This is a genomic window from Actinoplanes lobatus (genome assembly GCF_014205215.1).
GTDB lineage: Bacteria > Actinomycetota > Actinomycetes > Mycobacteriales > Micromonosporaceae > Actinoplanes > Actinoplanes lobatus.
The window spans coordinates 8800881-8821399 of sequence record NZ_JACHNC010000001.1 but is presented as its reverse complement, the minus strand read 5'-3'; the positions used below and the strand labels follow the sequence as shown (position 1 = coordinate 8821399).

The window sequence follows — 20519 nt, the reverse complement described above, 5'->3', positions numbered from 1 at the left end:
TCAGCCGATGCGAGCCGCCATGCACCGCACCGGGCCGTCCACTCAGGCGCGTTTCGCCTCCCCACGGCGATTTGCCACGTCGGCCCAGCCTTTCCCAACCTGCGTGAGCCCGGACCGCGTCCTGCTGCTCTGCGTCCTGCTGCTCTGCGTCGTGTCTGGCCACCGTCGCCCCGCCCTCCGGACCCGCCCTCGGTCCCCGCCCCGCCTCGGGCTTTGGCCCCAGCCGCCGCCGTCCTGCCCCTGGCCCGTGCCGGGCCCCGGCGCCCGCCGCCCGTGCCGGGCCCCGGCGCCCGTGCCTGGTGCCCGTGCCTGGTGCCCGTGCCTGGTGCCCGTGCCTGGTGCCCGGCGCCCGTGCCTGGCCCTGTCCTGGCCTCGGCCCCGAGCCGTGGTGCCCTTGGGCCGTGCTTCCCTCGGGCGTGGTGCCCCGTGGTGTTTCCGGGATGTGGGTGCCCCGGGCCGTGGAGCCCGGGGCGGCGCCGGAATTCAGGCTTTCCAGAATGGGCGCTTCTTCTCCGGCTTGCTCGCAGCGAACGCCTCCAAGACCCGGATCGCGGCCTCCCACCTGTCCTCGAGGGACGAGTCCCCGCGGAGGACGCCGATCAGGTCGCGTACGGCGGTGAGCTCGGCATCGGCCAGCGGCTCGATCAGCACGGCGAGACGGCTGGCCAGGTCGTCGAGCAGGTCGCGGCGGTCAAGAGCTGGCTGCTGGGCCGCCTCGCGGAGCCGTGCGACCTCGACCGCGGCCAGTTCCCGAAGTTCGCCTACCGACATGCCGGCGCCCTGTGCGGACCGTAGCGAGCGGGCACGCCCGCCATGCCCGCTCGCGGCTGATGGGCCGGAGGGACGCCGCGGCCGGGCGAAGGCACGCGCCGGCTGCGCCAGTTCCATGCTGTCGGCTGCCTCCCCGGCGGGGGCACCTCCGGCTACTTTCGGTGCGGCGAACGGTGACGCGGCGCCCCCGGACGGTGTCCCGGACGTCGGTGCGGCGCCCCCGACCGGTGCCCCGGACGTCGGGACGGCGCTGCCAGGTGCCCCGCCATGCGAGCCCTGCGCGCGCTGTGGCGCGAACGCGGGCCGAGCGGGGGCAGGCGCGACAGGCGGCGGCAGCGGCGGCATGGCACCCGGTGCTGCGGGCGCCGCCTGGTCGGGGAATGGCGACGAGGCGACGGCGAAGTACTGGGGCATCGGCGCCGCGGGTGCCGGGCTCTCCCAGCCGGACGGCATCTCGACCGGCTGGGTGACCCTGCGGTGGTGACCGCCCTCGTTCACCACACGCTCGTCCACCGCGATGTAGGAGGTGAACCGGCAGAGAACCCCGAACCGCAGCGACGTGCCGAGGATCTCGGCCTCCAAGGAATGGTTGCCGGCCGCATACGCATCCTCGAGATCGCGAAGCCGGGCCCGTGCCCAGACGGAGGTGACCGCCGGCTCGGCACTGGGCTGGACCGGAACCGCCGTCCGGAACTCCTGGTCGTCGCGAGTCCGCCCGGTGACCGTGAGCGAGCCCTCGACGGCTCCGGTGAACCGGCCGGTGATGACCAGCGGGACTCCGGGGTAGAGACCTGGCAAGCGTGCGGGACTGCGGGTGCCGTCGACGGGCGTGAAGCCGTCACCGGTGACCGTGAGGCCGGTGACGACCGGGGCGCCGATGCGGCGGTGGATCTGCTCCATCGCCTCGTCGAGCCGGTCCTCGCTCTCCACCAGCTCGGCCCGGCCCGCGCCGAGCGCGGCGAGCCGGCCGAGGAATCCGGCGTTCACCGCACGGTCGATGCCGATGGTGTGCACCCGGATCGTGCCGATGAGAGGTGCCACCTGTTTGACGATCTGGTCCTCGTTGCCGACCTGGCCGTCGGTGACCAGCACCAGAACACGGTCACGGCCGGGGCTGTCGGAGAGCATCGCGAGGGCGGTGGTGAGGGGCTTGAGAAGCTCGGTGCCACCACGGGCCTGAGCACGGGCGAGGTGCTCGACGGCCCGGTACCGATGACGGTCGGTGGCTTCGGCGAGGCCGGGGCCGAGGTCGGCTGGCTGGTCGACCTCGTGGTCGAAGGTGAGGACGGCGAAACGGTCGCCGGCGGTCAGGGTGTCGACGACCCGGGCCGCGGCGCGCCGGGCGGCCACCATCTTCCAGCCGCCCATGCTGCCGGAGCGGTCGAGCAGGAGCACCACGTCTTTCGGCCGGGGCGCCGTGCTGGCCTCCGGCGGGAGAACCACGAGCTGGTAGGTGCCCTGATCGCCGTCCTCGTCGGGGACGGCGACCGCGGACTCACCGCCGGCGGCGTAGGCGAGCCGAAGCACGAAGTCGCGGTCGGCCCGCTCGCCGGGGTCGATCCGCAGCGTCCCGCCGTGGTCGGTGACGGTGTGGAGGCTGGACCGGACCTCGCCGAGCTCGAGCCCGGCCGCATCGATGTCGACCGTGAGGGACAGGCGTAACGGGTTGGGGAAGCCCGGCAGGAGCACCGGTGGGGAGATGCGGGACGCGTCGGGCACATCACCGGTGTCGGCCTGCTGGCCGTCGCCGGTGTAGGGCCCCGGCAGCGGGTGGCCGGGGATGTATCGCGGTGCCACGACCAGCGGGAAGCGGAAGGTCGCCGCGCCGTCCTCATACGGCAGGGGGCCGACCAGTCGCAGCCGCACCGTGACCCGCTCGCCGGGCAGGATGTTGCCGACCCGCATGGTGAAGACGTCCGGGCGCTCCTCTTCGGCGATCGACGCCCGCTGGCCGGCCGCGATCGCCTGGTCGTACTGTTCGCGTGCGGCACCGCGCTCGCGCAGCTCGGCGGTGACGGTGCGGTCGGCGGCGGTCATCGTCATGCCGGTCACCGCGGCCCGGTCGGGCAGGGGGAAGACGTAGGTCGCCTCGAGCGCGGTGTCGTGGGAGTTGACGAACTCCGTGGTCAGCTCGGTGCGCATGAGCAGCCCGCTGATCGAGGCCCGAACGTCGAGGCGGTCGAGCGGAAGGTTTCCGCGATCGGTCCGCAATGTGCCGAGGCCGGCGTCCGGCATGGTCCGGTGGTGCTCCAGCTCTGCCGGTCCCATCGGGTTCACTGAAATGATCATTCGCTTCTCCCATCGGTGAGCCCGCGTGTCGCGAGCAGGTCGAGCAGGGGACGGGCAGCCGCGGCGATCTCGTCGCGGTCGACCTCGGCGACATGGTGGGGCAGCAGCAGGATCACGCCTTCGCCGAGAGGCACCCCGGTCACCAAGGTCTGTGGGCGGTGCGCCGGTGGCGGCGCCGACTCCAGGTCAAGAGCGGCGACGGTCTCGGCCAGCGCTCTGCGGGTGGAACCGGGAACCGGCTCGGGATCGGCGGGAGCGGCCCTCCAGAAGTTCGGACGGGCCGGAGAAGGCGCCGCGACGGCCGGAGTCTCCAGCAGGCTCCCGGGGATGCGCGCCACCTCGGCCAGTGTCTCCTCCGAGGCGCCGGACAGCTCTGCCTGGATCTCGGCGAGTGTGCGCCCGGAGGCTTGCCGTCGCTTGATCGCCACCAGTTGCAGGAGGTGGCGGGGCCCGTAGAGGACGGTGCGCCCCCGCGTGCCGAGAGGCCGGTCGACCAGGCCGATGGTCGTATACCACCGGATCGACCTGCGGTCGGGCAGCTCCCGGACGCGGCCGTTGGGGGCGCCCGGGTACTCCGCGGCGAGCGCCGCGCTGACCCGCTCGACCAACTGCTCCATCGTCCACATGCCCCGAGAATGACACTGTCATCGTGACAGTGTCAATGGCATGATGGCGGGCAGGACGAGACGGCCGGCGGCCGGAGGAGGGAGCGCCATGAACGGGGACGCGCTGCTGGGCGGGTTGCGGCTGGTGAGCCTGTCGCACGTCAACGACCCGGCGAGGGCGAGCGTCTATCCGGGCGATCCACCACCCCGTCTGGAGACCGTGGCCCGGCTGGAGCCGGACGGGTTCTATCTGCAGACGGTGTTCATGGGCGAGCACACCGGCACCCATTGGGGAGCGCCCGGCCACTTCACGCCGGGTGGGCTGCTCGCCGACGAGCTGACCCCGGAGGATCTGTTCCGGCCGGCGGTCAAGATCGATGTACGGCGCCGGTGCGCCGCCGATCCCGGCTATGCGGTGACCGTCGCCGATCTGGCGGAGTGGGAGCAGGGGCACGGCCGCATCCCCGGCGACTCGTTCGTGGTGCTCTGGACCGGCTGGCAGGAGCGGTTCGGCACCGAAGCGTTCCTGCCGCATCCGGGGTTCGCGCCGGAGACCGTGCAGTGGCTGATCGACACCGGCCGGCTGGGAGAGAGGGGCGGTACGGGGACGGACGCGTTCAGCCCCGATGTCAGCACCGACACGAGCTTCGCCGTCTCCCGGGCGGTCTACCGGCGCAGACGGATCAGTCTCGAGGTGCTCGCCAATCTTGCGAGTCTGCCCACCACAGGCGCCTGGGTGCTCTGTGGCGGGCAGATCAACAAGGCCGGTTCCGGGTCGACCGCCCTGATCTACGGGGTGCTTCCGCCGTCCTGATTCCCAGTGGCGGGCTGATAGGGCTTGCCATCGACCCTCAAGGTGTAGGGGGCGTAATGAGTCACCGTGCCGGTGGGCTCGTCGTAGGAGATCACCGCGACGACCTTCGGGTAGTGGCGAACCCTGGCCTGACGTGCCAGCGGGACCACTTTGGCCTTGGTGGTGTCGAGGCCGACCAGGGACACGTGCCAGTCGAAGACCGGCGTGGGGTGCACCTGGGTCGGCGACTTCCAGCCCTCGAGCGTGTCGGTGACCAGTTCGGTGGCGCCGACCTTGACCTCGGAAAGGTGCCAGCCACCGATGTTCACGGCGCTGTCGCTGACATAACGGAAGCCCAGGAGCACCTGCTTCCCGGCGTACTTCTTGAGGTCGTAACTCAGGGTGACGTCCGTGGCCTTGCCGGTGATCGCCGGGCCGAGGGGCCCCTTGACCGTGTGGTCACCTTCGAGCATCTGGTAGGTCTTGCCGCCGTCGGCCGAGGCCATGACGTATCCGTAGTCGAACCGGTCCTCCAGGCCGTAGGTGGTCTTGAAACGCAGGACGGCGTCGGTCTGCGGGACGTCGACGGAGCGCACCGCGGCCTCGTCGGTGTCCGGGGCGTTGCCGGAGAAGAGCATCTTCTCGTCCAGCGTCCACGCCAGCGGGGTCGGTGGAAGGGTTTTCGCGCCGTCGAAGGCGACCGTCCGCCATCCGCGCGGCAGCCGGACGTAATCGGCGCCGTTGGGCGGCGCGCCCGCCGACCCGTAGGCGGAGGGGTTGTCGAGGTTCACCGTCGAGTGCACGCTCGCCGAGGTCACCCGGTTGCGGGGCGCGCCCCGGAGGATGCTGCCCGCTTCGTCGGTCACCTTGTCGACCAGCGTCATGACCTGGAAATCGTGCAGGACGTCGTAGAGTTTCGTCCCGCTGGGCAGGGCCGCAGCGATCGCGTCCAGGCCGTGGTGCTCCTTGTCCTGGTGCAGTTTGGAGTGGAAATCCGCCCCGAAACGGTCGCTCAGGTAGAGCATCAGCTGGTAGCTCTGACCGTAGTCGGCGAGCAACTCGTCCGGCGCGCCCTCGGCCCAGAGGTTCAGCGAGTTCGCCGGGCCGCCGCAGTCGCGCGGGTTCGGATTGAAGTCGGTCTTGACGTTGCCGAAACCCTGGTAGCAGACGACGTGGTTGTCGAATCCGCGGTGGTGGACGCCGATTCTCGCGTCCACATAACCGGTCAGCGTCTGAGCGTAGTCGGCGAGACCCTCACTGATCCACACGTCCTCGTCCGGGTCGGTGTAATAACTGATCAGGTGCTGCCACTCGTGGGCGAAGGTCGACTCGTACATCCGCGGCCGGGCCGGGCGGCTGATGCACACGTCGTCGTTGGGCTCGTGCTTCGGATCCGGGCCGGTGCGATGCTCCCAGTCGTAGGCGTCGATTGTGATCACGTTGCGGTCGAAGAGCTCATTGAGCTGCTCGGAGAAGAAGCCCGAGACATAGGTCTGATGCGCCGGGAAGTCGTAGTAGTTGTCGTCGCGGATGTTGTCGACCAGTGTGACGGTCCGGTTGCCCGTGCCGGTGAAATCGCCTGGCAGGCCGGGGTTCGCGCCGCTCCGGTCCGGCGGAGTGCTGAACGCCTTGGTCTCGCGAGGGTAGATGACCTCGTCGAATTCGCGAATCAGCCCGGTGACCTGGGCGTCGGTGATCTCGGTGGAGTCCTTGCGGCAGTCGTTCTCCGGGAAGGCGATGTCCTTCGCGACCCAGACCTCGATGTGCTCCCCGACGCCGCGCAGTGTGTAGTCCTTGCGGTAGACGTCGCCGTCGATCTCGTTGAGGCCGGCCCAGCTGCGGACCGTGCCGACCGGTGGGGTCTGCACGGCGATCCGCGCGCTGGGCCGTGGCTCGTAACTGGCGGCCGGGAGCGGCTTACCGTCGAAGGTGAGCCGGTCCAGATCCGGTTCCCGCGTCTCCACCTGGAACGGATCGCGAAGTCCGGACGGGGTGGGTTGCGGGACGGTCGGTGGCGTGGCCGGTGCCGGGCCTGTGAATAACGGGATAGAAGCCGCTATTGCTGCGAAGGTGGCAAATAGGGTACGCGTCACGTCTCGGCACGCTACCGCTGATCGTCGGATCGTGATGCCAACACCGGCCGTTGTGGATCAGGAAACCTCCCGGCGGAGCACACGAACGGTGCCCAGGACCAGCGGAAGCCCCACCCAGACCCCGACCGAGACAGCCAGCCGGGCCCACTCTCCGGAAGTCATGTCCGGCTCCGTCAGCGCCTGCGAGGTGACGTTGAGATCCAGCCACTCGGCCGCCTCACCAAGGCCCTTGATGGTTTCCCCCAGGATCGTCCAGACCGTCGGAAGGGCGAAGTAGATGACGATCGCCAGCGGCGAGTTCAGCAGCAGCGCGCCGAACCCGACACCCATCAGTACGAAGATCACCTGGAGGAGCAGGCTCTGCCAGATCAGCGAGGAATCCAGGGACCACGACCCGTCGCCGCCGAGGGCCGAGGCCAGCACGTTGGCCCCGGCTGCCAGAACGGCGGTCGCAGCCGTGGCCGCGATCGCGATCAGGATGGCCGCGGCGATCTTCGCGAGCAAGACCCGGCCACGAGCCGGCACCAGGGTGAAGGTGGCCAGCGCGCTGCGCTGCGACCACTCGCTGGTCACCGAGAGGATGCCGAGCACCGGCAGCAGCACCGACGACGGGAGCAGGCCGAAGGAGTACAGCGCGCTGAACGTCTGTTCCTCGTCGGAGGCCCACCCCAGCAGGATCGCCGAGGTGGCAACGGTGGCCAGGCCGATCACGATCAACAGCCAGGACCCGGCCCGGGTGTCGGCGAGTTTACGCAGCTCCACGACGGTGAGCCGGGTCAGCGGGATGCGTCCGGTCGCGGCCGCCGCGGGGGCGGCCGGCGCGGTGGAGACGGGCACGGTCGCGGTCATCGGGAAACCTCCTGAGCCTGGGCGATCACCGGCGCGACAGCCGCGGCCGGGACGACGTGAACAAGCGGGCCGGCAGCCCGCATGGCGTGGGCGAACCAGCGGGCGGTCGGTGCGGCGTGGGCGAGCGGGTGGGGCGGGACGGCTCGGGCAGGGCCGCGGACGGCGGGTGTGGAGCCGCTCACCGGGCTGCCGCTCCGGTCTCGGTGCCCGCGGTGAGCCGCAGGAACATCTCCTCCAGCCCGCCCGCACCGGCCGGGCGCAGCTCCAGCAGCACCACGCCGGCGGCCGCGGCGGCCGGACCGATGGTCTGCGGGTCGGACGAGACCAGGACGCTGCCGTCCGCCGTTCGGGTGCCGGTCAGCCCCATCCGCTGGAGCAGCGCCTCGAGTGCGGCCGGATCCGACGCCCGGACCAGTGTTCCCGCAGCGCCGAGCAGGTCCTCCTTGTCGCCCTCGACGAGGATGCGACCGTTACCGATCACCACCAGGCGGTCGGCGATCACCTCCACCTCCCGCAGCAGATGGGAGGAGAGCAGGACCGTGCCGCCCCGATCGGCGAAGTCGCGCAGCAACCCCCGCATCCAGTGGATGCCCTCGGGGTCCAGGCCGTTGGCCGGCTCGTCGAGGATCAGCACCGCCGGGTCGCCGAGCATGGCGTAGGCGAGACCGAGTCGCTGGCGCATGCCCAGGGAGTAGGCCCGGATCCGTCGTTTCGCGGGTGCTCCGCCGAGCCCGACCCGCTCCAGCCGGGCGGACACCCGGCGGGTGTCCAGGCCCATGGTGAGCGCCGCGAGCGCCAGCACCTCGCGGCCGGTCCGCCCGGCGTGCTGGGCGGAGGCGTCGAGCAGGACGCCGACGTGACGTCCCGGGTTGCCGAGCCGCCGATAGGGGACCCCCGCCACGGTGGCCCGGCCGGAGGTCGGCGGGGTGAGACCGCAGATCATGCGCATCGTGGTGGACTTGCCGGCGCCGTTGGGCCCGAGGAAGCCGGTCACCGTCCCCGGCTCGCAGATGAACGACACATCGTCGACCGCGCGCTGCGCCCCGTACGCCTTGGTGAGGTTCTCGACCGTAATCATGTGACTCAGCGTGCGGGCCGGGCGGTGCCGGTCGCTTCGGCCGACGGTCGATGGCCGCGAACCTTCGTCGATATCGGTACTACGACTTTGGTCGGTATCGGCCGGTGGCGGCCCGCCCGTAGAGTCGGCCACGTGGGGAGATCGCCGACGGAGTATCGCTGGTTGTGGCCGTCGGCGCTGGCCGCGGACCCGTCCGGGCCGCTGCCCGCCCGCCGTTCCACGCGCGACTGGATCGTCGACGTGCACTGCTTCGTCCTCGCGCTCGGCTTCACCATCCTGATCACCAACGACCTGGTCGGCCCCGATCCTTCGACGGCGGTCGAGTGGCTGGGCATGTCGACGTGGTCATCGATGACGGACGGTGTGGTCAGCGCCGTCGCCGCGTTCGGCCTGTGGTGGCGGCGCAGATTCCTGATGCCGTTGGCGATCCTCGTCGGTCTGTTGTCGTTCGTCTCGATCGCCAGCTGGATGACTCAGCTGATCATGGTGTTCACCGTCGCGGTGCATCGCCGGTTCGGGGTCTTGGCCCCCTACATGGGCCTCACCGTGGTGGGGAACGCGGTCTTCGCCCTGATGCGGCCCGAGCTCGGCGTCACCCACTGGGAGACGTTCGGCTGGGGTGTGGCGATGGCGACGATCGCGGCGCTGTGGGGGATGCTCGTCCGGTCACGCCGGCTGCTGATGCTCACCTGGCGGGAGCGGGCCGAACGAGCCGAGGCCGAACAGCAGCTGCGCGTCAGCCAGGCACGAGTGCTGGAACGCACCCGGATCGCCCGCGAGATGCACGATGTCCTGGCACACCGGATCTCCCTGCTCAGCCTGCACGCCGGGGCGCTCGAGTTCCGGCCCGGCGCGCCACCGGAGGAGATCGCCGGGGCCGCCGCCGTGGTTCGCGCCAACGCGCATCAGGCGTTGCAGGACCTGCGGACGGTGATCGGCGTGCTGCGGGCCGGCCAATCCGACGAGCAGCAGGCCCCGGAGCGGCCACAACCCACCCTCAGCGCGCTGCCCGCCCTGGCCGACGAGTCCCGGGCCGCGGGCAACCGGGTGCGGCTGGAGATGACGATCGACCCCGAGACGGTTCCGGTGGCGGCCGGGCGGGACGCGTACCGGATCATCCAGGAAGGTCTCACCAACGTGCGCAAGCATGCCCCCGGAGCCAGCGTGCATGTCGTCGTCGGCGGCGAAGCCGGCGACGGCATGACCATCGGGATCCGCAACCCGATGCCGGTCACCGTCCCCACCGCGCCCATCCCCGGGACCGGAGTGGGCCTGATCGGCCTCGGCGAGCGCGCCCGCCTCGCCGGTGGGCGGCTCACCCACGGCCGGGACGACGACCACTTCATGCTCACCGCGTGGCTGCCGTGGCCGGCATGAGGGAGCTTGCGAGTGAATCATCGGGCTCAGTTTTGAACTCGTGGCGGCGCCGGAGTGCAGCGGAGGTGGCGGCATGAGGGAGCTTGCGAGTGAATCATGGGGCTCAGTTTTGAACTCGTGGCGGCGCCGGAGTGCAGCGGAGGTGGCGGCATGAGGGAGCTTGCGAGTGAATCATGGGGCTCAGTTTTGAACTCGTGGCGGCGCCGGAGCGCAGCGGAGGTGACGGCATGAGCGCGGTACGGGTGCTCATCGTCGACGACGACCCGCTGGTCCGGGCCGGACTGACGATGATCCTCTCCGGGGACGAGGAGGTCGCCGTGGTGGGCCAGGCCGCGGACGGCGCGGAGGTTCCGGCCGCCGTCGCCCGGCACCGGCCCGACGTCGTCCTGATGGACATCCGCATGCCCGGCGTCGACGGACTGGCCGCCACCGAGGCGCTGCGCCGCCGGCCCAGCGCTCCCGAGGTGCTGGTGCTGACCACGTTCGACGCCGACGAGTTCGTGTTGCGGGCGCTGCGGGCCGGAGCGAGCGGCTTCCTGCTCAAGGACACCCCGCCCGGGCAGATCCGGGAGGCGGTGTTACGGGTCGCCCAGGGAGAGGCGACCCTGTCTCCAAGCGTCACCCGGCAACTGATCGCGCACGTCGCGGCCGGTGTGCCACCCGAGCGCGGTCGCGCCGCGGCACTACTGGACCGGTTGAGCCCACGCGAACGGGAGGTGGCGCTGGCGGTCGCTCAGGGCCGCTCCAACGCCGAGATATCCGCCGCGCTGTACATGTCGGTGGCCACGGTGAAGGCACACGTCTCACGAGTGCTCACCAAACTCGACCTCAACAACCGTGTGCAGGTGGCTCTGCTGGTCCACGACGCCGGTCTCGCCTGAGGCAGACCCGACCGGATGACCCGACTCGATCGGGTTCAGGTGGAAGTCACTCGAAAAGCGAGTGCTTGCGGCCACCCTCAGCGCGCGCACGTGCTCGACGGCGTAACTGGATCACCACGATGTCACCGGCCGCGAACACCGCCCAGGCGGCCAGCAGCCAGCCCGGAAGCGTCCAGCCGGCGCGGAAGAGCAGCACCGACAGAACGGTGCACACCACCAGACCGAACAGAGCCAGAACCAGCCTCAGATTGAGAGGACTGTACGGCTCCTCGACCGTTCCGCGACGGCCCCGGGGTTGCGCTCCGATGGGCATCACGGCAATCTACCCAACCTTGCGAAAGCGGAAACACGAGCCCGCAAATCGGCATCAAGATCGAATTTTTTCTATATCGCTCGTCCGTTGTGGAGGACATGATGGAGGGCGGTCATCGATTCACCATCGATTCGACACGGGAGGCGCCATGTCCCAGCCGGAGCGCAAGCTCGGCACGTGGCCGATCTTCGTCATCGCGGTCTCCGCCATGACACCGCTCACCGTCGTGGCCGGTGCCCTGCCACTGGGTTACGGCTCGGTCGGGGAGAAGGGCATCCCGGTGGCGTACATGCTGGTCGCCGCGGTGCTGGGGATCTTCACGGTCGGGCTGGCCGCGATGGCGAGACACGTGCCCAACAGCGGCGCCTTCTACGCGTACGCGTCGATCGGTCTTTCCCGGCCGGCCGGCGTGGGCACCGCCTTCGTGGCGCTGCTCGCCTACAACGCGATGCAGATCGGTCTCTACGGCGCTTTCGGCGTGGCGGCGCACAACGCGTTCGCGATCTTCGGGCTGGAGATCTCGTGGATCGTCTGGGCGCTGCTCGGCTGGGCCGTGATCGCCGCCCTCGGCCGCCTCGACATCGACCTCAACGCCCGGATCCTCACCGTTCTGGTCTGCGCCGAGGTGCTGGTCGTGCTGATCTTCGACGCGGTGATGATCGGCAACCCGGCCGGCGGCACGGTCACCTTCGACACCCTCAACCCCGCCCTGATCGCCAGTGCCGGAGGGGTGTCGCTGCTGGTCGCGGCGGTCGCCGGGATGGTCGGTTTCGAGGCCCCTCTGGTGTACGCGGCGGAGGCACGCGACCCACGCCGCACCGTGGCCCGCGCCATCGGCCTGACCCTGCTGGTCGCGGCGGTGCTCTACGGCGGCACGGCCTGGGCCATGTCGGTCGCCGCCGGCCCCGACCAGATCGTCGTGGTCGCCGGCGCGCACCTCAACGACCTGTTCTTCTTCCTGCCCGAACCCTACCTGCCGACGGTGCTCGTCGATCTCGCCCGGATCTTCTTCGCCACCAGCCTGTTCGCCGCGATGCTCGCCTTCCACCACACGGTCGCCCGCTACGGCCTGACCGTCGCTCGCGAGGGCGTCCTGCCGCGCGGCCTCGCACGTACCCGCGACGGGGTGCCGGTCGCCGCATCGTTCGCGCAGTCCGTCCTGGCGCTCGCCGCCCTGCTGATCTTCGCGGTGGGGGTCTGGAACCCGACGATCGACCTGTTCCTCTTCGGTACCGTCTCCGGCGGTCTCGGCGTGCTCATCCTGATGACCATCGCCTCGATCGCGGTGGTCCGCTATTTCCGCCGCAACCCGCACGGCGAGACCGCCTGGCGCCGTGCGGTGGCGCCGTGGATCGCCGCGGTGTTCCTGTCGATCGTGCTGCTGGTCAGCATCGCCTTCTTCAGCGAACTCCTGGACAGCGACAACATCCTCAAGATCTGGTCACCGACGCTGCTGTTCCTGGCCGCCTTGCTCGGCGGCATCGTCTGGGGTCGCAAACTGCGCCAAAACCACCCCGAGGTGTACGCGGTGATCGGCACCGGCCAGCCGCCCCTGCCTCCCGGTGAGACCGTGCCGCCCGCCCCCACCGCCCACGAGCTGCGCACCGGCGAACCTGCCGCCCGGGCACCTCACGCCCCGCGTGATGCCGAGCAGGCCGACGACGAAACCCCAACCGATGGGGTACGGGCAACCGAGTCGACCGTCGACGAATCCGACGGCGGACAGCCGCTGGGCGATGAGCCGGCCCACCAGGGTGAGCCGGTGGACGTCCGTGAGGTGGAGGAAGACTCTGCCGCCGATCCCTCCGGCAGAACGACCTCGACGGAGCGGCCCGACGTGGTGGAGCCGGCCGCTGGCGCGGAGACCGGAGTGGAGTCCGTCGTGGTGGAGCCGGCCGCTGGGTCGGAGACGGGAGCGGAGTCCGTCGAGGTGGAGCCGGCCGCTGACGCGGAGACGGGAGCGGAGCCCGTCGAGGTGGGGGAACCGCGAGTGGAGTCCGCCGCTGAGCCGGAGGCGGTGGGGGAGAACGGTGCTACCTCGGCGGTGACGCCACGGCCCGCCCCGCGGAAGAGGGCTCCACAGAGACGATCGGTGGCCGGATCCAGCGGGTCCGCAGCCGATGAGACGACAGTGGCGAAGCCGCCGCCCCGTCGATCTTCGCCACGCCCGACGACGACATCCGCGAGCGGGGGCGGCACCGGAGCCGCCGAACCGGGACCCGCGGCCGAGCCACCCTCGGGGAACGGGGCGGCCGATCCGGAGCCTGCGGCCCGGGCGCCGCGGGCGGCCCGGACACCCCCGGCCGCGGGCGGTTCGGCTTCGAGGTCGCGCGGCACACAGCGCCAGGCCCCTCGGCCGCGCGGGCCACAGACCCCGGACGAGTCTCCGGCGGTAGAGGGCGCCGACGACGACCGCTGATCGGTTCCGGAGACCTCCGCAAGCCGAAGGCTGGCGAGTGCGCACCGGGTTCGTCACCTTGTGCGCTCCGGCCTGCGTGACCCGTGTTCACCATGGCGGCGTTACGGCAGGGAGTGGGCAGGGCCGGTGCTGGGAAAACAAAGCCATGGCCAGCGGCTGAGCGTCACCGGCGGCCGGGAGCGGGGCCAGTGCGGGTTGCCGGGGCAGCGGCGGGAGTGGGGCCAGTGCGGGTTGCCGGGCAGCGGCGGGAGTGGGGCCAGTGCGGGTTGCCGGGCAGCGGCGGGAGCGGGGCCAGTGCGGGTTGCCGGGGCAGCGGCGGGAGCGGGGCCAGTGCGGGGTTGCCGGGGCAGCGGCGGGAGCGGGACAGGGCGAGCTGCCGGGAGCGGCGGCAGGACCGGGGGCGGCGTGGGCGGCCGGGAGCGGCGGCAGGTGCGTGAGGGGACACCTGGCCGGGCTTGAGGGAGTACCGATCTCAGCCCGGCGGGGGCGGCACAGGCTTAACCGGGCAGATGGTCGCGTGGACCCACGGGAACTGCCGTATGTGTGGTTGGGGGTGGCGTCACGCGTACCGGAGAGGGGGTCGCTGAGGGCGACCCTCCACCTGGCGGGAGAGAGACGGCTAGGGCTCGGCGTGATGCTGGTCGGGGGCCGGGTGGGCGCGCAGGCTTCCGGCGTGGGCCTTGAGGGACGGGTCGCGACGGGATTTGATCAGGCTGGCGATGGTGGTGATGGTCAGGATGCCGATGATCACGGCTAGCGAGGCGGCGGTGCTCACCTCGGGGATGGACTCGCTGATGTCCTTGTGGGCCCAGTGCAGGATCAGCTTGACGCCGATGAAGGCGAGGATCAGCGACAGGCCCGTCGACAGGTAGACCAGGCGGTCCAGTAGGCCCATCACCAGGAAGAACAGGGCGCGCAGGCCGAGCAGGGCGAAGGCGTTGGCGACGAAGACGATGTACGCCTCCTCGGTCACGCCGAAGACGGCGGGGATGGAGTCGAGGGCGAACAGCAGGTCGGTGCCGCCGATGGCCAGCAGGACCAGGAAGAGGGGGGTGAACATTCGCTTTCCGTCGATGCGGGTGATCATCTTGCCGTCGACGTAGTCGTCGGTCACCGGGAGGAAGCGGCGGCCGGCGCGGACCAGGACGTTGTCCTCGATGCTGGGATCCTGGTCGCGGTGCCGGAAGAGCTGGAAGGCGGTGTAGAGCAGGATCAGGCCGAAGATCAGGAACATGAACGAGAACATGCTGAGCAGGGCGGCGCCCAGCGCGATGAAGATGACCCGGAGGATCAGCGCGAGGATGATCCCGTAGGTGAGCACTTTCTGCTGGTAGGGCTCGGGTACGGCGAACGTCGACATGATGATCACGAAGACGAAGAGGTTGTCGACGGACAGGCTCTTCTCGACGATGTACCCGGCGAAGTACTGGGTGCCGAAATCCCAGCCGGCGATGCTTCCGAAGACGACACCGAACGCGATCGCGACGGCGATGTAGAAGACTGACCAGGCGGCGGCCTCACGGAAGCCGACGACATGTGGACGGAGCACCCCGAGCGTCAAATCGAGGGCGAGCAGGGCGACGATGACACCGATGGTGACGATCCACCCGAGCGCGGAGACCTCAAGCATGCTTCACAGGATCTCGAAAGATCCTGCAAGCACGCTGAGAAACGATCGGATCAGGCGACCTGGAATGATCTTTTCGCCAGTCCCATCCAGAATCCGTCGATCGGTTGTTCGGGTGCCCGCGACGGATCCCCGGACGCGCCGAGGGTGAGGAACATCGGGGCGAAGTGCTCGATGGTGGGGTGGGCGTAGGGCATGCCGGGGGCGCGGTCGCGGAAGTCGGCGAGTTCGTCGACGGCGCCGCGGGCCAGGGTCTCGGCGGCCCAGGCGTCGAATTCCCGGGACCAGCCGGGTGCGGCCGCCCCGGGGCTCCAGTCGCGCAGGAACGGCAGCCCGTGGGTGGTGAAGCCGGAACCGACGATGAGCACGCCCTCGTCGCGCAGCGGGGCCAGGCGGCGGCCGATCTCGAGCAGGCGGTCCGGTTCGAGGGTGGGCAGCGACATCTGGAGCACCGGGATGTCGGCGTCCGGATACATGACGGTTAGCGGCACATACGCACCGTGATCGAGGCCGCGGTCGGTGCGGGCGACGGTCTCGGTGTCCGGCATCAGCGCGGCGACCTTGTCGGCGAGGTCCGGCGCGCCGGGGGCCGGGTACTGAACCTGGTAGTAGTGCCAGGGCCCCGGCAAAGTCCTAAATGAGGCCGAGGAGTGTCAACGGGCGGTTGCTGTCGCGGGCGTGATGGCGGGTGGCGGCGGCGATGTTGGTGGTTCCGGCTGCCCGTAATGCGCTGATGGCAGCGTCGCGGAGGGCGGCCATGACGTGTGGTCCGGTGCCGGTACGGATTTGGCTGCGGTCTTCTGCGTAGGTGACGTCGCGAACCCAGTGGATCTTGTTTTCGATGGTCCAGTGCCCGCGGATCCAGGCTGCCAGTTGGGCAGGTTTTGCCTGGTGGACGTGTAGGTCGGTGATGGCGTAGACGGTTTGGGTGGTGAAGCGCCGTGGCTGGTCGAGGCGGCGTCTACGACGGCGGATCTGCAGGGCTTGGACGGCATGCGGGAAGTCGATGCCTGCGGCGACGGTCACGATCCTCAGGGTGCGGATCTCCCGGCGGCCGTGGCCGCGGTCATCCTGGCGGGCAGCTTGCGGGACTTGCCGCCAGGGCAGACGGGAGAGCTGTTTGTGCAGGTGCGGTTGGTTGCCTTTGACGGTCAGGATCCAATGGGCGCCCCGTTCGGCGAGGTAGTCGACGTGTTCGCGCTGGCAGTGCATCGCGTCGGCGGTGATCACGGCGTCTCGTAGGTCGCCGATCTGGTCCAGCAGAGGCGCGAATCGGGTGATCTCATTGGTCTTGCTGTCGATATCGGTGCTGGCCAGGACCATGCCGGCGTTCTGATCGCAGGCGGCCAGCAGGTGCCGGGCGGTGCTGTCGCCGGTGCGGGATCCGCGCAGTGTCTTGCCGTCGACCGCGATGGCCTGCCGGCTTGTCGAGGTCTCGGCCCGGCCTACGAGCCAGACAGCGATCGCCGTGGTCAGCAGCTGCGCATCGAGGGCCTGCAGCAATCGGCGGATCATCGCTTCAGAGGGGCGCCGGTCAGGGGCGATACCCAGGGCGAGAGCTGTCGAGGCCGGAACGTCGGCGACCCATTCGGCGATCGCCGTATAGGAACGGCAGCCGGCGATCACGGCACAGACTGCTGCGATCACTACCGCCGTCAACCGGTGCCGGACCCCACGACGTGCCCGCGGATCAGGCAGGCAATCGAGCACTGCCACCAGGCCGCCAGCGGTTTCGGGCACGGTCAGAGCCGGTGCGCAGGACAAAGAGGAGATCAGCGATGATGGCAGTGCGGGCATGACTCACTTCGGATAGATCATCGTGGCGTAGGAACCTTGATGATCTTTCGAACCGGTCATGCCCGTCTTGCTACACCCAACAGCGGCGCTTCTACTCCAGATCCCCCAAGTCGGACACCGTCACGACTTTGCCGGGGCCCTGGTAGTAGTGCGGGGCGAATCCGCCGAAGTCATACACCAACGGGACGGTCTCGGTGGCGCCCAGCATGAGCGGCGCGGACTCCCAGTGTGCCGAGGCCATCAGGATCGCTTTCGGCCTCGGGAGGCCGGCGGCGACGTCGCGCAGCTGCGCCACCCAGGTGGGGTCGTCGACCAGTGGCGGGGCGCCGTGGCTGAGGAAGAGAGCGGGCATCCGCACGATGACCTCCGTTGAAGCTTCAACCTTTTCGGCAACGGTACGCCGACTTAGTTGATCCCGCAACTAGTTACTAAAAGTAGCGATTGACATTTGAAGATTCATCTATATAGACGTGGTTCATAAATTGTCGGAGGTTTCTCGATCGTTAACTGAATTGCCTGAGAGACGCTGTGATCAACACGGCCCTAAGTGGACTCTCGATTTGTCCCTTCTGGAAGTTGCGTCGATCGACCGGAGCTGGCAGGCTTCCAGCGTCGCGCCGGGGGGAGCGCAATGTAATTGACTTCGTGAAGGTCACCCTCATCTCTCATGAGCGGGCACCCTCCCTGTACGGCGTCGAAAGGAGAATCGGGAGTGGCGTTGCCGCCGCAGCTACCACCCGCGGACGATCTCTACCTCACCGCTCACGACACGATTCGCGGCAAGTCCCTGCTGTCACCGGCCACTCTCGGTCTCGGTCTCGGCGCGGCCCTGCTCGGCGAGCTGATGTTGTGGCGGCGGATCGACCTCGTGGAGACCGAGCTCGTCGTCATAGACGAGCGGCCGACCGGGGACGCCGCCAGCACCGCGGTGCTCGAACAGATCCTGCGGGAGGCCGGCCAGCACGGCGTACGCAACTGGCTCGCGTACCTCTCCACCGGTGTCGCCACCGATCTGGTCGAGCGCCGCCTGTCCCGGGCCGCCCTGATCAAACGGGTGGAGAAACGCGGACTGCTCGGCGGCACCAAGGTCTCCTACGTGCCGGCCGACTCGATGACCGCGGGCTGGCCGGCCACCCGCATCCGTACCAAGGTCACCCGGGACGAGCAGCTGGACGTGGCCGACCTGCTGTTGGCCGGCCTGATCCTGGCCACCGGCCTGGACCAGCACGTGCTGGCCACCCTCGACGCACGGGACAGGGCGGCGCTGTTCGAGCAGTTCCGCAGGCTGTTCCCGGCGATGTTGCAACAACTCGTGTCGCAGGCCGAGGCGGCGGTGGGAGACGCCGTCATGGCCCGTCGTGCCTAACTCCAAACCCCCCTTACCTGTGGAGCCCCTCGTGTCATATTCCGGCACAAAACCCGCGGAAAGTCGCGTCTCCGATACCCTGGCCCGCGACCGCCTCGGCGTCGCCTCGGTCGTCTTCTTCGTCATGTCGGCGGCCGCCCCGCTCACCGTCGTCGCCGGCGTCGTTCCCACCGGCCTCGCCGTCACCGGCCTGACCGGCATCGCCGGCGCCTTCCTGGCGGTCGCCGTGGTCCTGGCGATCTTCTCGGTCGGCTACGTGGCGATGGCCCGGCACATCTCCAACGCCGGCGCCTTCTACGCATACGTCTCGCAGGGCCTCGGCCGCCCGCTCGGCGTCGGCGCCTCCTGGGTGGCGCTGCTCGCCTACAACATGTTCCAGGTCGCCTCGTACGGCGGGTTCGGCGCGATCGCCGAGCCCCTGTTCGCCGACTGGTTCGGCGTCAACGCCCCGTGGTGGGTGCTCGGCCTGGCCGCCTGGGCGCTGGTCGCCGTCCTCGGTGTACGTGACGTGGCCGTCAACGGCCGGGTGCTGGCCACCCTGCTGGTCGCCGAGATCCTGCTGACCGTGGTGTACGCGGTCGCCGAGATCACCACGGAGGGCTTCACCCCCTCGACCGCCTCGCTCGACCCGTCCTCGCTGACCGGTGCGGGCGCCGGCGCCCTGCTGGTCATGGCGATCACCGGCTTCGTCGGGTTCGAGCAGTCGGTGGTGTTCAGCGAGGAGTCGCGCGACCCGCGGCGTACCGTCTCCCGGGCCACGTACATCGCGATCGCGCTGATCGCCGTGCTCTACGCCTTCGCCTCCTGGGCGATGATCTCCGCGGCCGGCGCCGACAAGGTCGTCGAGCGGGCCGTCGCCGAGGGCCCGGAGCTGTTCTTCAACCTGGCCGCCGTGCCGCTCGGTGACGTCGCCATCCACCTGGGCCACGCGCTGTTCCTGACCTCGCTGATCGCGGCGATGATCTCGTTCCACAACATCATCTCGCGGTACATGTTCTCGCTCGGCCGTGAGGGCGTGCTGCCGCGCGTCTTCGGTAAGACCGTGCCCGGCACCGGCGCGCCGAAGAACGGCTCGCTGGCCCAGTCGGCGGTCGGCCTCGCGGTCATCGTCGTCTACGCCGTGATGGGCTGGGACCCGCTCGTCCAGCTCTTCTTCTGGGGCGGCACCGGCGGCGGCCTCGGCGTGCTGCTCCTGGTCACCCTCACCGCCTTCGCGGTGATCGGCTTCTTCGCCCGTAACCCGGAGGGCGAGGACGTCCTGCACCGCGTGATCGCCCCGGTGATCGGCGCGATCCTGCTGCTGGTCATGTCGTACCTGGCGATCGACAACATCGCCACGCTGCTCGGCGTCGAGCCCGGCAGCACCCCGGCGCTGGTGATCCCGCTGTCCTTCGCGGTGCTCTTCGTGGCCGGCATCCTGTGGGCCCTCTACCTGCGCACCACCCGGCCGCTGGTTTACAACGGCATCGGCCTGGGAGCCCGCAGTGCCGCCAACTCCGGCGGTTTCTCCGCCGCCCTGAACGAGGAGACCCGATGACCGTCGTCCGACCCGCCCGCGAGGACGAGATCCCCGCGGTCGGCGCGCTCGTCTCGCACTCGTTCAACGATCTGGCCGCCAACGCCTACCTGGTGCCGCCGCTGGACGACCGGGAGCGGGTGATGGCCGACTTCTTCACCCTCTACACCGAGCACGCGTACTCGTACGGCCGGGTGGACGTGATCGACCACGAGGACGGTGGGCTGGCGGCCACCGCCGTCTGGTTCGACCGCGCCAACGAGATGCCGGAGCCCCCGCGGTACACCGAGCGCCTCGAAGCGCTGGCCGGTGAGTATCTGGAGCGGTTCAACGCCCTGGACGAGGTGTTCGACAAGAACCACCCGCACGAGGAGCACTGGCACCTGGCGTTCCTGGCGGTCCGCCCGTCGGAGCAGGGCCGGGGTCTCGGCGGGGAGCTGATGCGGCACACCCACGAGCAGCTGGTCGCCGAGGGCCTCGCCGCCTACCTGGAGGCGACCAACGACGACAACGTGCGCCTCTACCAGCGGCACGGCTACACGCCGATGACGCCGTTCGAGATCTACCTGCCGGATGGTACGCCGTTCTACCGCATGTGGCGGGCTGTCTGAAAAGGATCAGTCTGAAGGGGCACGGGCCGTACGGTCCGTGCCCCTTCGAGTATTGACGCGGCAGCACTCCCGTAATTACATCGAAACCAGGTCCAACGCAGCGTTGCCGACCGGTCACCCCGCCGCTGGAGCAT

The 20519-nt window shown here is 69.8% G+C and carries 17 protein-coding genes; 7 read left to right on the top strand and 10 right to left on the bottom strand.

The annotated features are described in order from the left end of the window. Positions 1-483: 483 nt before the first annotated feature. A complete protein-coding gene (locus BJ964_RS40270) occupies positions 484-3039 on the bottom strand; it encodes a VIT domain-containing protein (protein WP_239163875.1) in 2556 nt (851 codons plus the stop codon). Positions 3040-3056: 17 nt separating this feature from the next. Next, on the bottom strand, positions 3057-3686 hold the full coding sequence (locus BJ964_RS40265) for a MerR family transcriptional regulator (protein ID WP_188125574.1): 630 nt from the start codon (positions 3684-3686) through the stop codon (positions 3057-3059). Between the two features lie 88 nt (positions 3687-3774). On the opposite strand from BJ964_RS40265, the gene BJ964_RS40260 reads away from it, so the two are divergent. After that, positions 3775-4479: a cyclase family protein gene (locus BJ964_RS40260; RefSeq protein WP_203832751.1), complete on the top strand. Its 705-nt coding sequence runs from the start codon at positions 3775-3777 to the stop codon at positions 4477-4479. Here BJ964_RS40260 and BJ964_RS40255 read toward each other — a convergent pair. The 3 genes from BJ964_RS40255 to BJ964_RS40245 all read right to left on the bottom strand — a co-directional run bounded on the left by BJ964_RS40255 (position 4455) and on the right by BJ964_RS40245 (position 8478). After that, positions 4455-6422, bottom strand: a complete 1968-nt coding sequence (locus BJ964_RS40255; protein WP_229807361.1) for a M6 family metallopeptidase — start codon at positions 6420-6422, stop codon at positions 4455-4457. The two genes, BJ964_RS40260 and BJ964_RS40255, sit on opposite strands and share 25 nt — an antisense overlap. A 186-nt stretch (positions 6423-6608) precedes the next feature. Further along, a complete protein-coding gene (locus BJ964_RS40250) occupies positions 6609-7400 on the bottom strand; it encodes an ABC transporter permease (RefSeq protein WP_188125571.1) in 792 nt (263 codons plus the stop codon). Between the two features lie 178 nt (positions 7401-7578). Next, positions 7579-8478, bottom strand: coding sequence for an ABC transporter ATP-binding protein (locus BJ964_RS40245; protein ID WP_188125570.1), 900 nt, complete (start codon positions 8476-8478; stop codon positions 7579-7581). A 132-nt stretch (positions 8479-8610) separates the two neighbouring features. Between BJ964_RS40245 and BJ964_RS40240 the strand changes: the two genes are divergently transcribed. After that, complete coding sequence (locus BJ964_RS40240) at positions 8611-9855, top strand: sensor histidine kinase (RefSeq protein ID WP_188125569.1); 1245 nt, start codon at positions 8611-8613, stop codon at positions 9853-9855. A gap of 227 nt (positions 9856-10082) precedes the next feature. Further along, the gene (locus tag BJ964_RS40235) at positions 10083-10736 is read left to right on the top strand and encodes a response regulator (RefSeq protein ID WP_188127433.1); all 654 of its coding nucleotides are present in this window, start codon (positions 10083-10085) and stop codon (positions 10734-10736) included. A gap of 46 nt (positions 10737-10782) precedes the next feature. Here BJ964_RS40235 and BJ964_RS40230 read toward each other — a convergent pair whose 3' ends face one another. After that, positions 10783-11049, bottom strand: a complete 267-nt coding sequence (locus tag BJ964_RS40230) for a hypothetical protein (protein ID WP_188125568.1) — start codon at positions 11047-11049, stop codon at positions 10783-10785. A 148-nt stretch (positions 11050-11197) separates the two neighbouring features. On the opposite strand from BJ964_RS40230, the gene BJ964_RS40225 reads away from it, so the two are divergent. Continuing rightward, the gene (locus BJ964_RS40225) at positions 11198-13468 is read left to right on the top strand and encodes an APC family permease (RefSeq protein ID WP_203832750.1); all 2271 of its coding nucleotides are present in this window, start codon (positions 11198-11200) and stop codon (positions 13466-13468) included. A 619-nt stretch (positions 13469-14087) separates the two neighbouring features. Here BJ964_RS40225 and BJ964_RS40220 read toward each other — a convergent pair. The 4 genes from BJ964_RS40220 to BJ964_RS40205 form a co-directional block, all read right to left on the bottom strand. Then, positions 14088-15098 (bottom strand): TerC family protein, encoded by a 1011-nt coding sequence (locus BJ964_RS40220; RefSeq protein ID WP_188125567.1) that lies wholly within the window; start codon positions 15096-15098, stop codon positions 14088-14090. A gap of 50 nt (positions 15099-15148) precedes the next feature. Next, positions 15149-15724 (bottom strand): dioxygenase family protein, encoded by a 576-nt coding sequence (locus BJ964_RS40215; RefSeq protein ID WP_229807362.1) that lies wholly within the window; start codon positions 15722-15724, stop codon positions 15149-15151. Positions 15725-15728: 4 nt separating this feature from the next. After that, positions 15729-16892, bottom strand: a complete 1164-nt coding sequence (locus BJ964_RS40210; protein WP_239163898.1) for an ISAs1 family transposase — start codon at positions 16890-16892, stop codon at positions 15729-15731. Positions 16893-16983: 91 nt separating this feature from the next. Beyond that, positions 16984-17250 (bottom strand): dioxygenase family protein, encoded by a 267-nt coding sequence (locus tag BJ964_RS40205; RefSeq protein ID WP_229807432.1) that lies wholly within the window; start codon positions 17248-17250, stop codon positions 16984-16986. Positions 17251-17604: 354 nt separating this feature from the next. On the opposite strand from BJ964_RS40205, the gene BJ964_RS40200 reads away from it, so the two are divergent. Genes BJ964_RS40200 through BJ964_RS40190 form a run of 3 tightly spaced genes read left to right on the top strand, consistent with a single transcriptional unit; the run spans position 17605 to position 20385 of the window. Further along, on the top strand, positions 17605-18258 hold the full coding sequence (locus tag BJ964_RS40200; RefSeq protein ID WP_188125566.1) for a GOLPH3/VPS74 family protein: 654 nt from the start codon (positions 17605-17607) through the stop codon (positions 18256-18258). A 31-nt stretch (positions 18259-18289) separates the two neighbouring features. Next, positions 18290-19795, top strand: a complete 1506-nt coding sequence (locus tag BJ964_RS40195; RefSeq protein ID WP_188125565.1) for an APC family permease — start codon at positions 18290-18292, stop codon at positions 19793-19795. Further along, positions 19792-20385, top strand: a complete 594-nt coding sequence (locus BJ964_RS40190) for a GNAT family N-acetyltransferase (RefSeq protein ID WP_188125564.1) — start codon at positions 19792-19794, stop codon at positions 20383-20385. Before BJ964_RS40195 ends, BJ964_RS40190 begins: the two co-directional genes overlap by 4 nt. Positions 20386-20519: the final 134 nt, after the last annotated feature.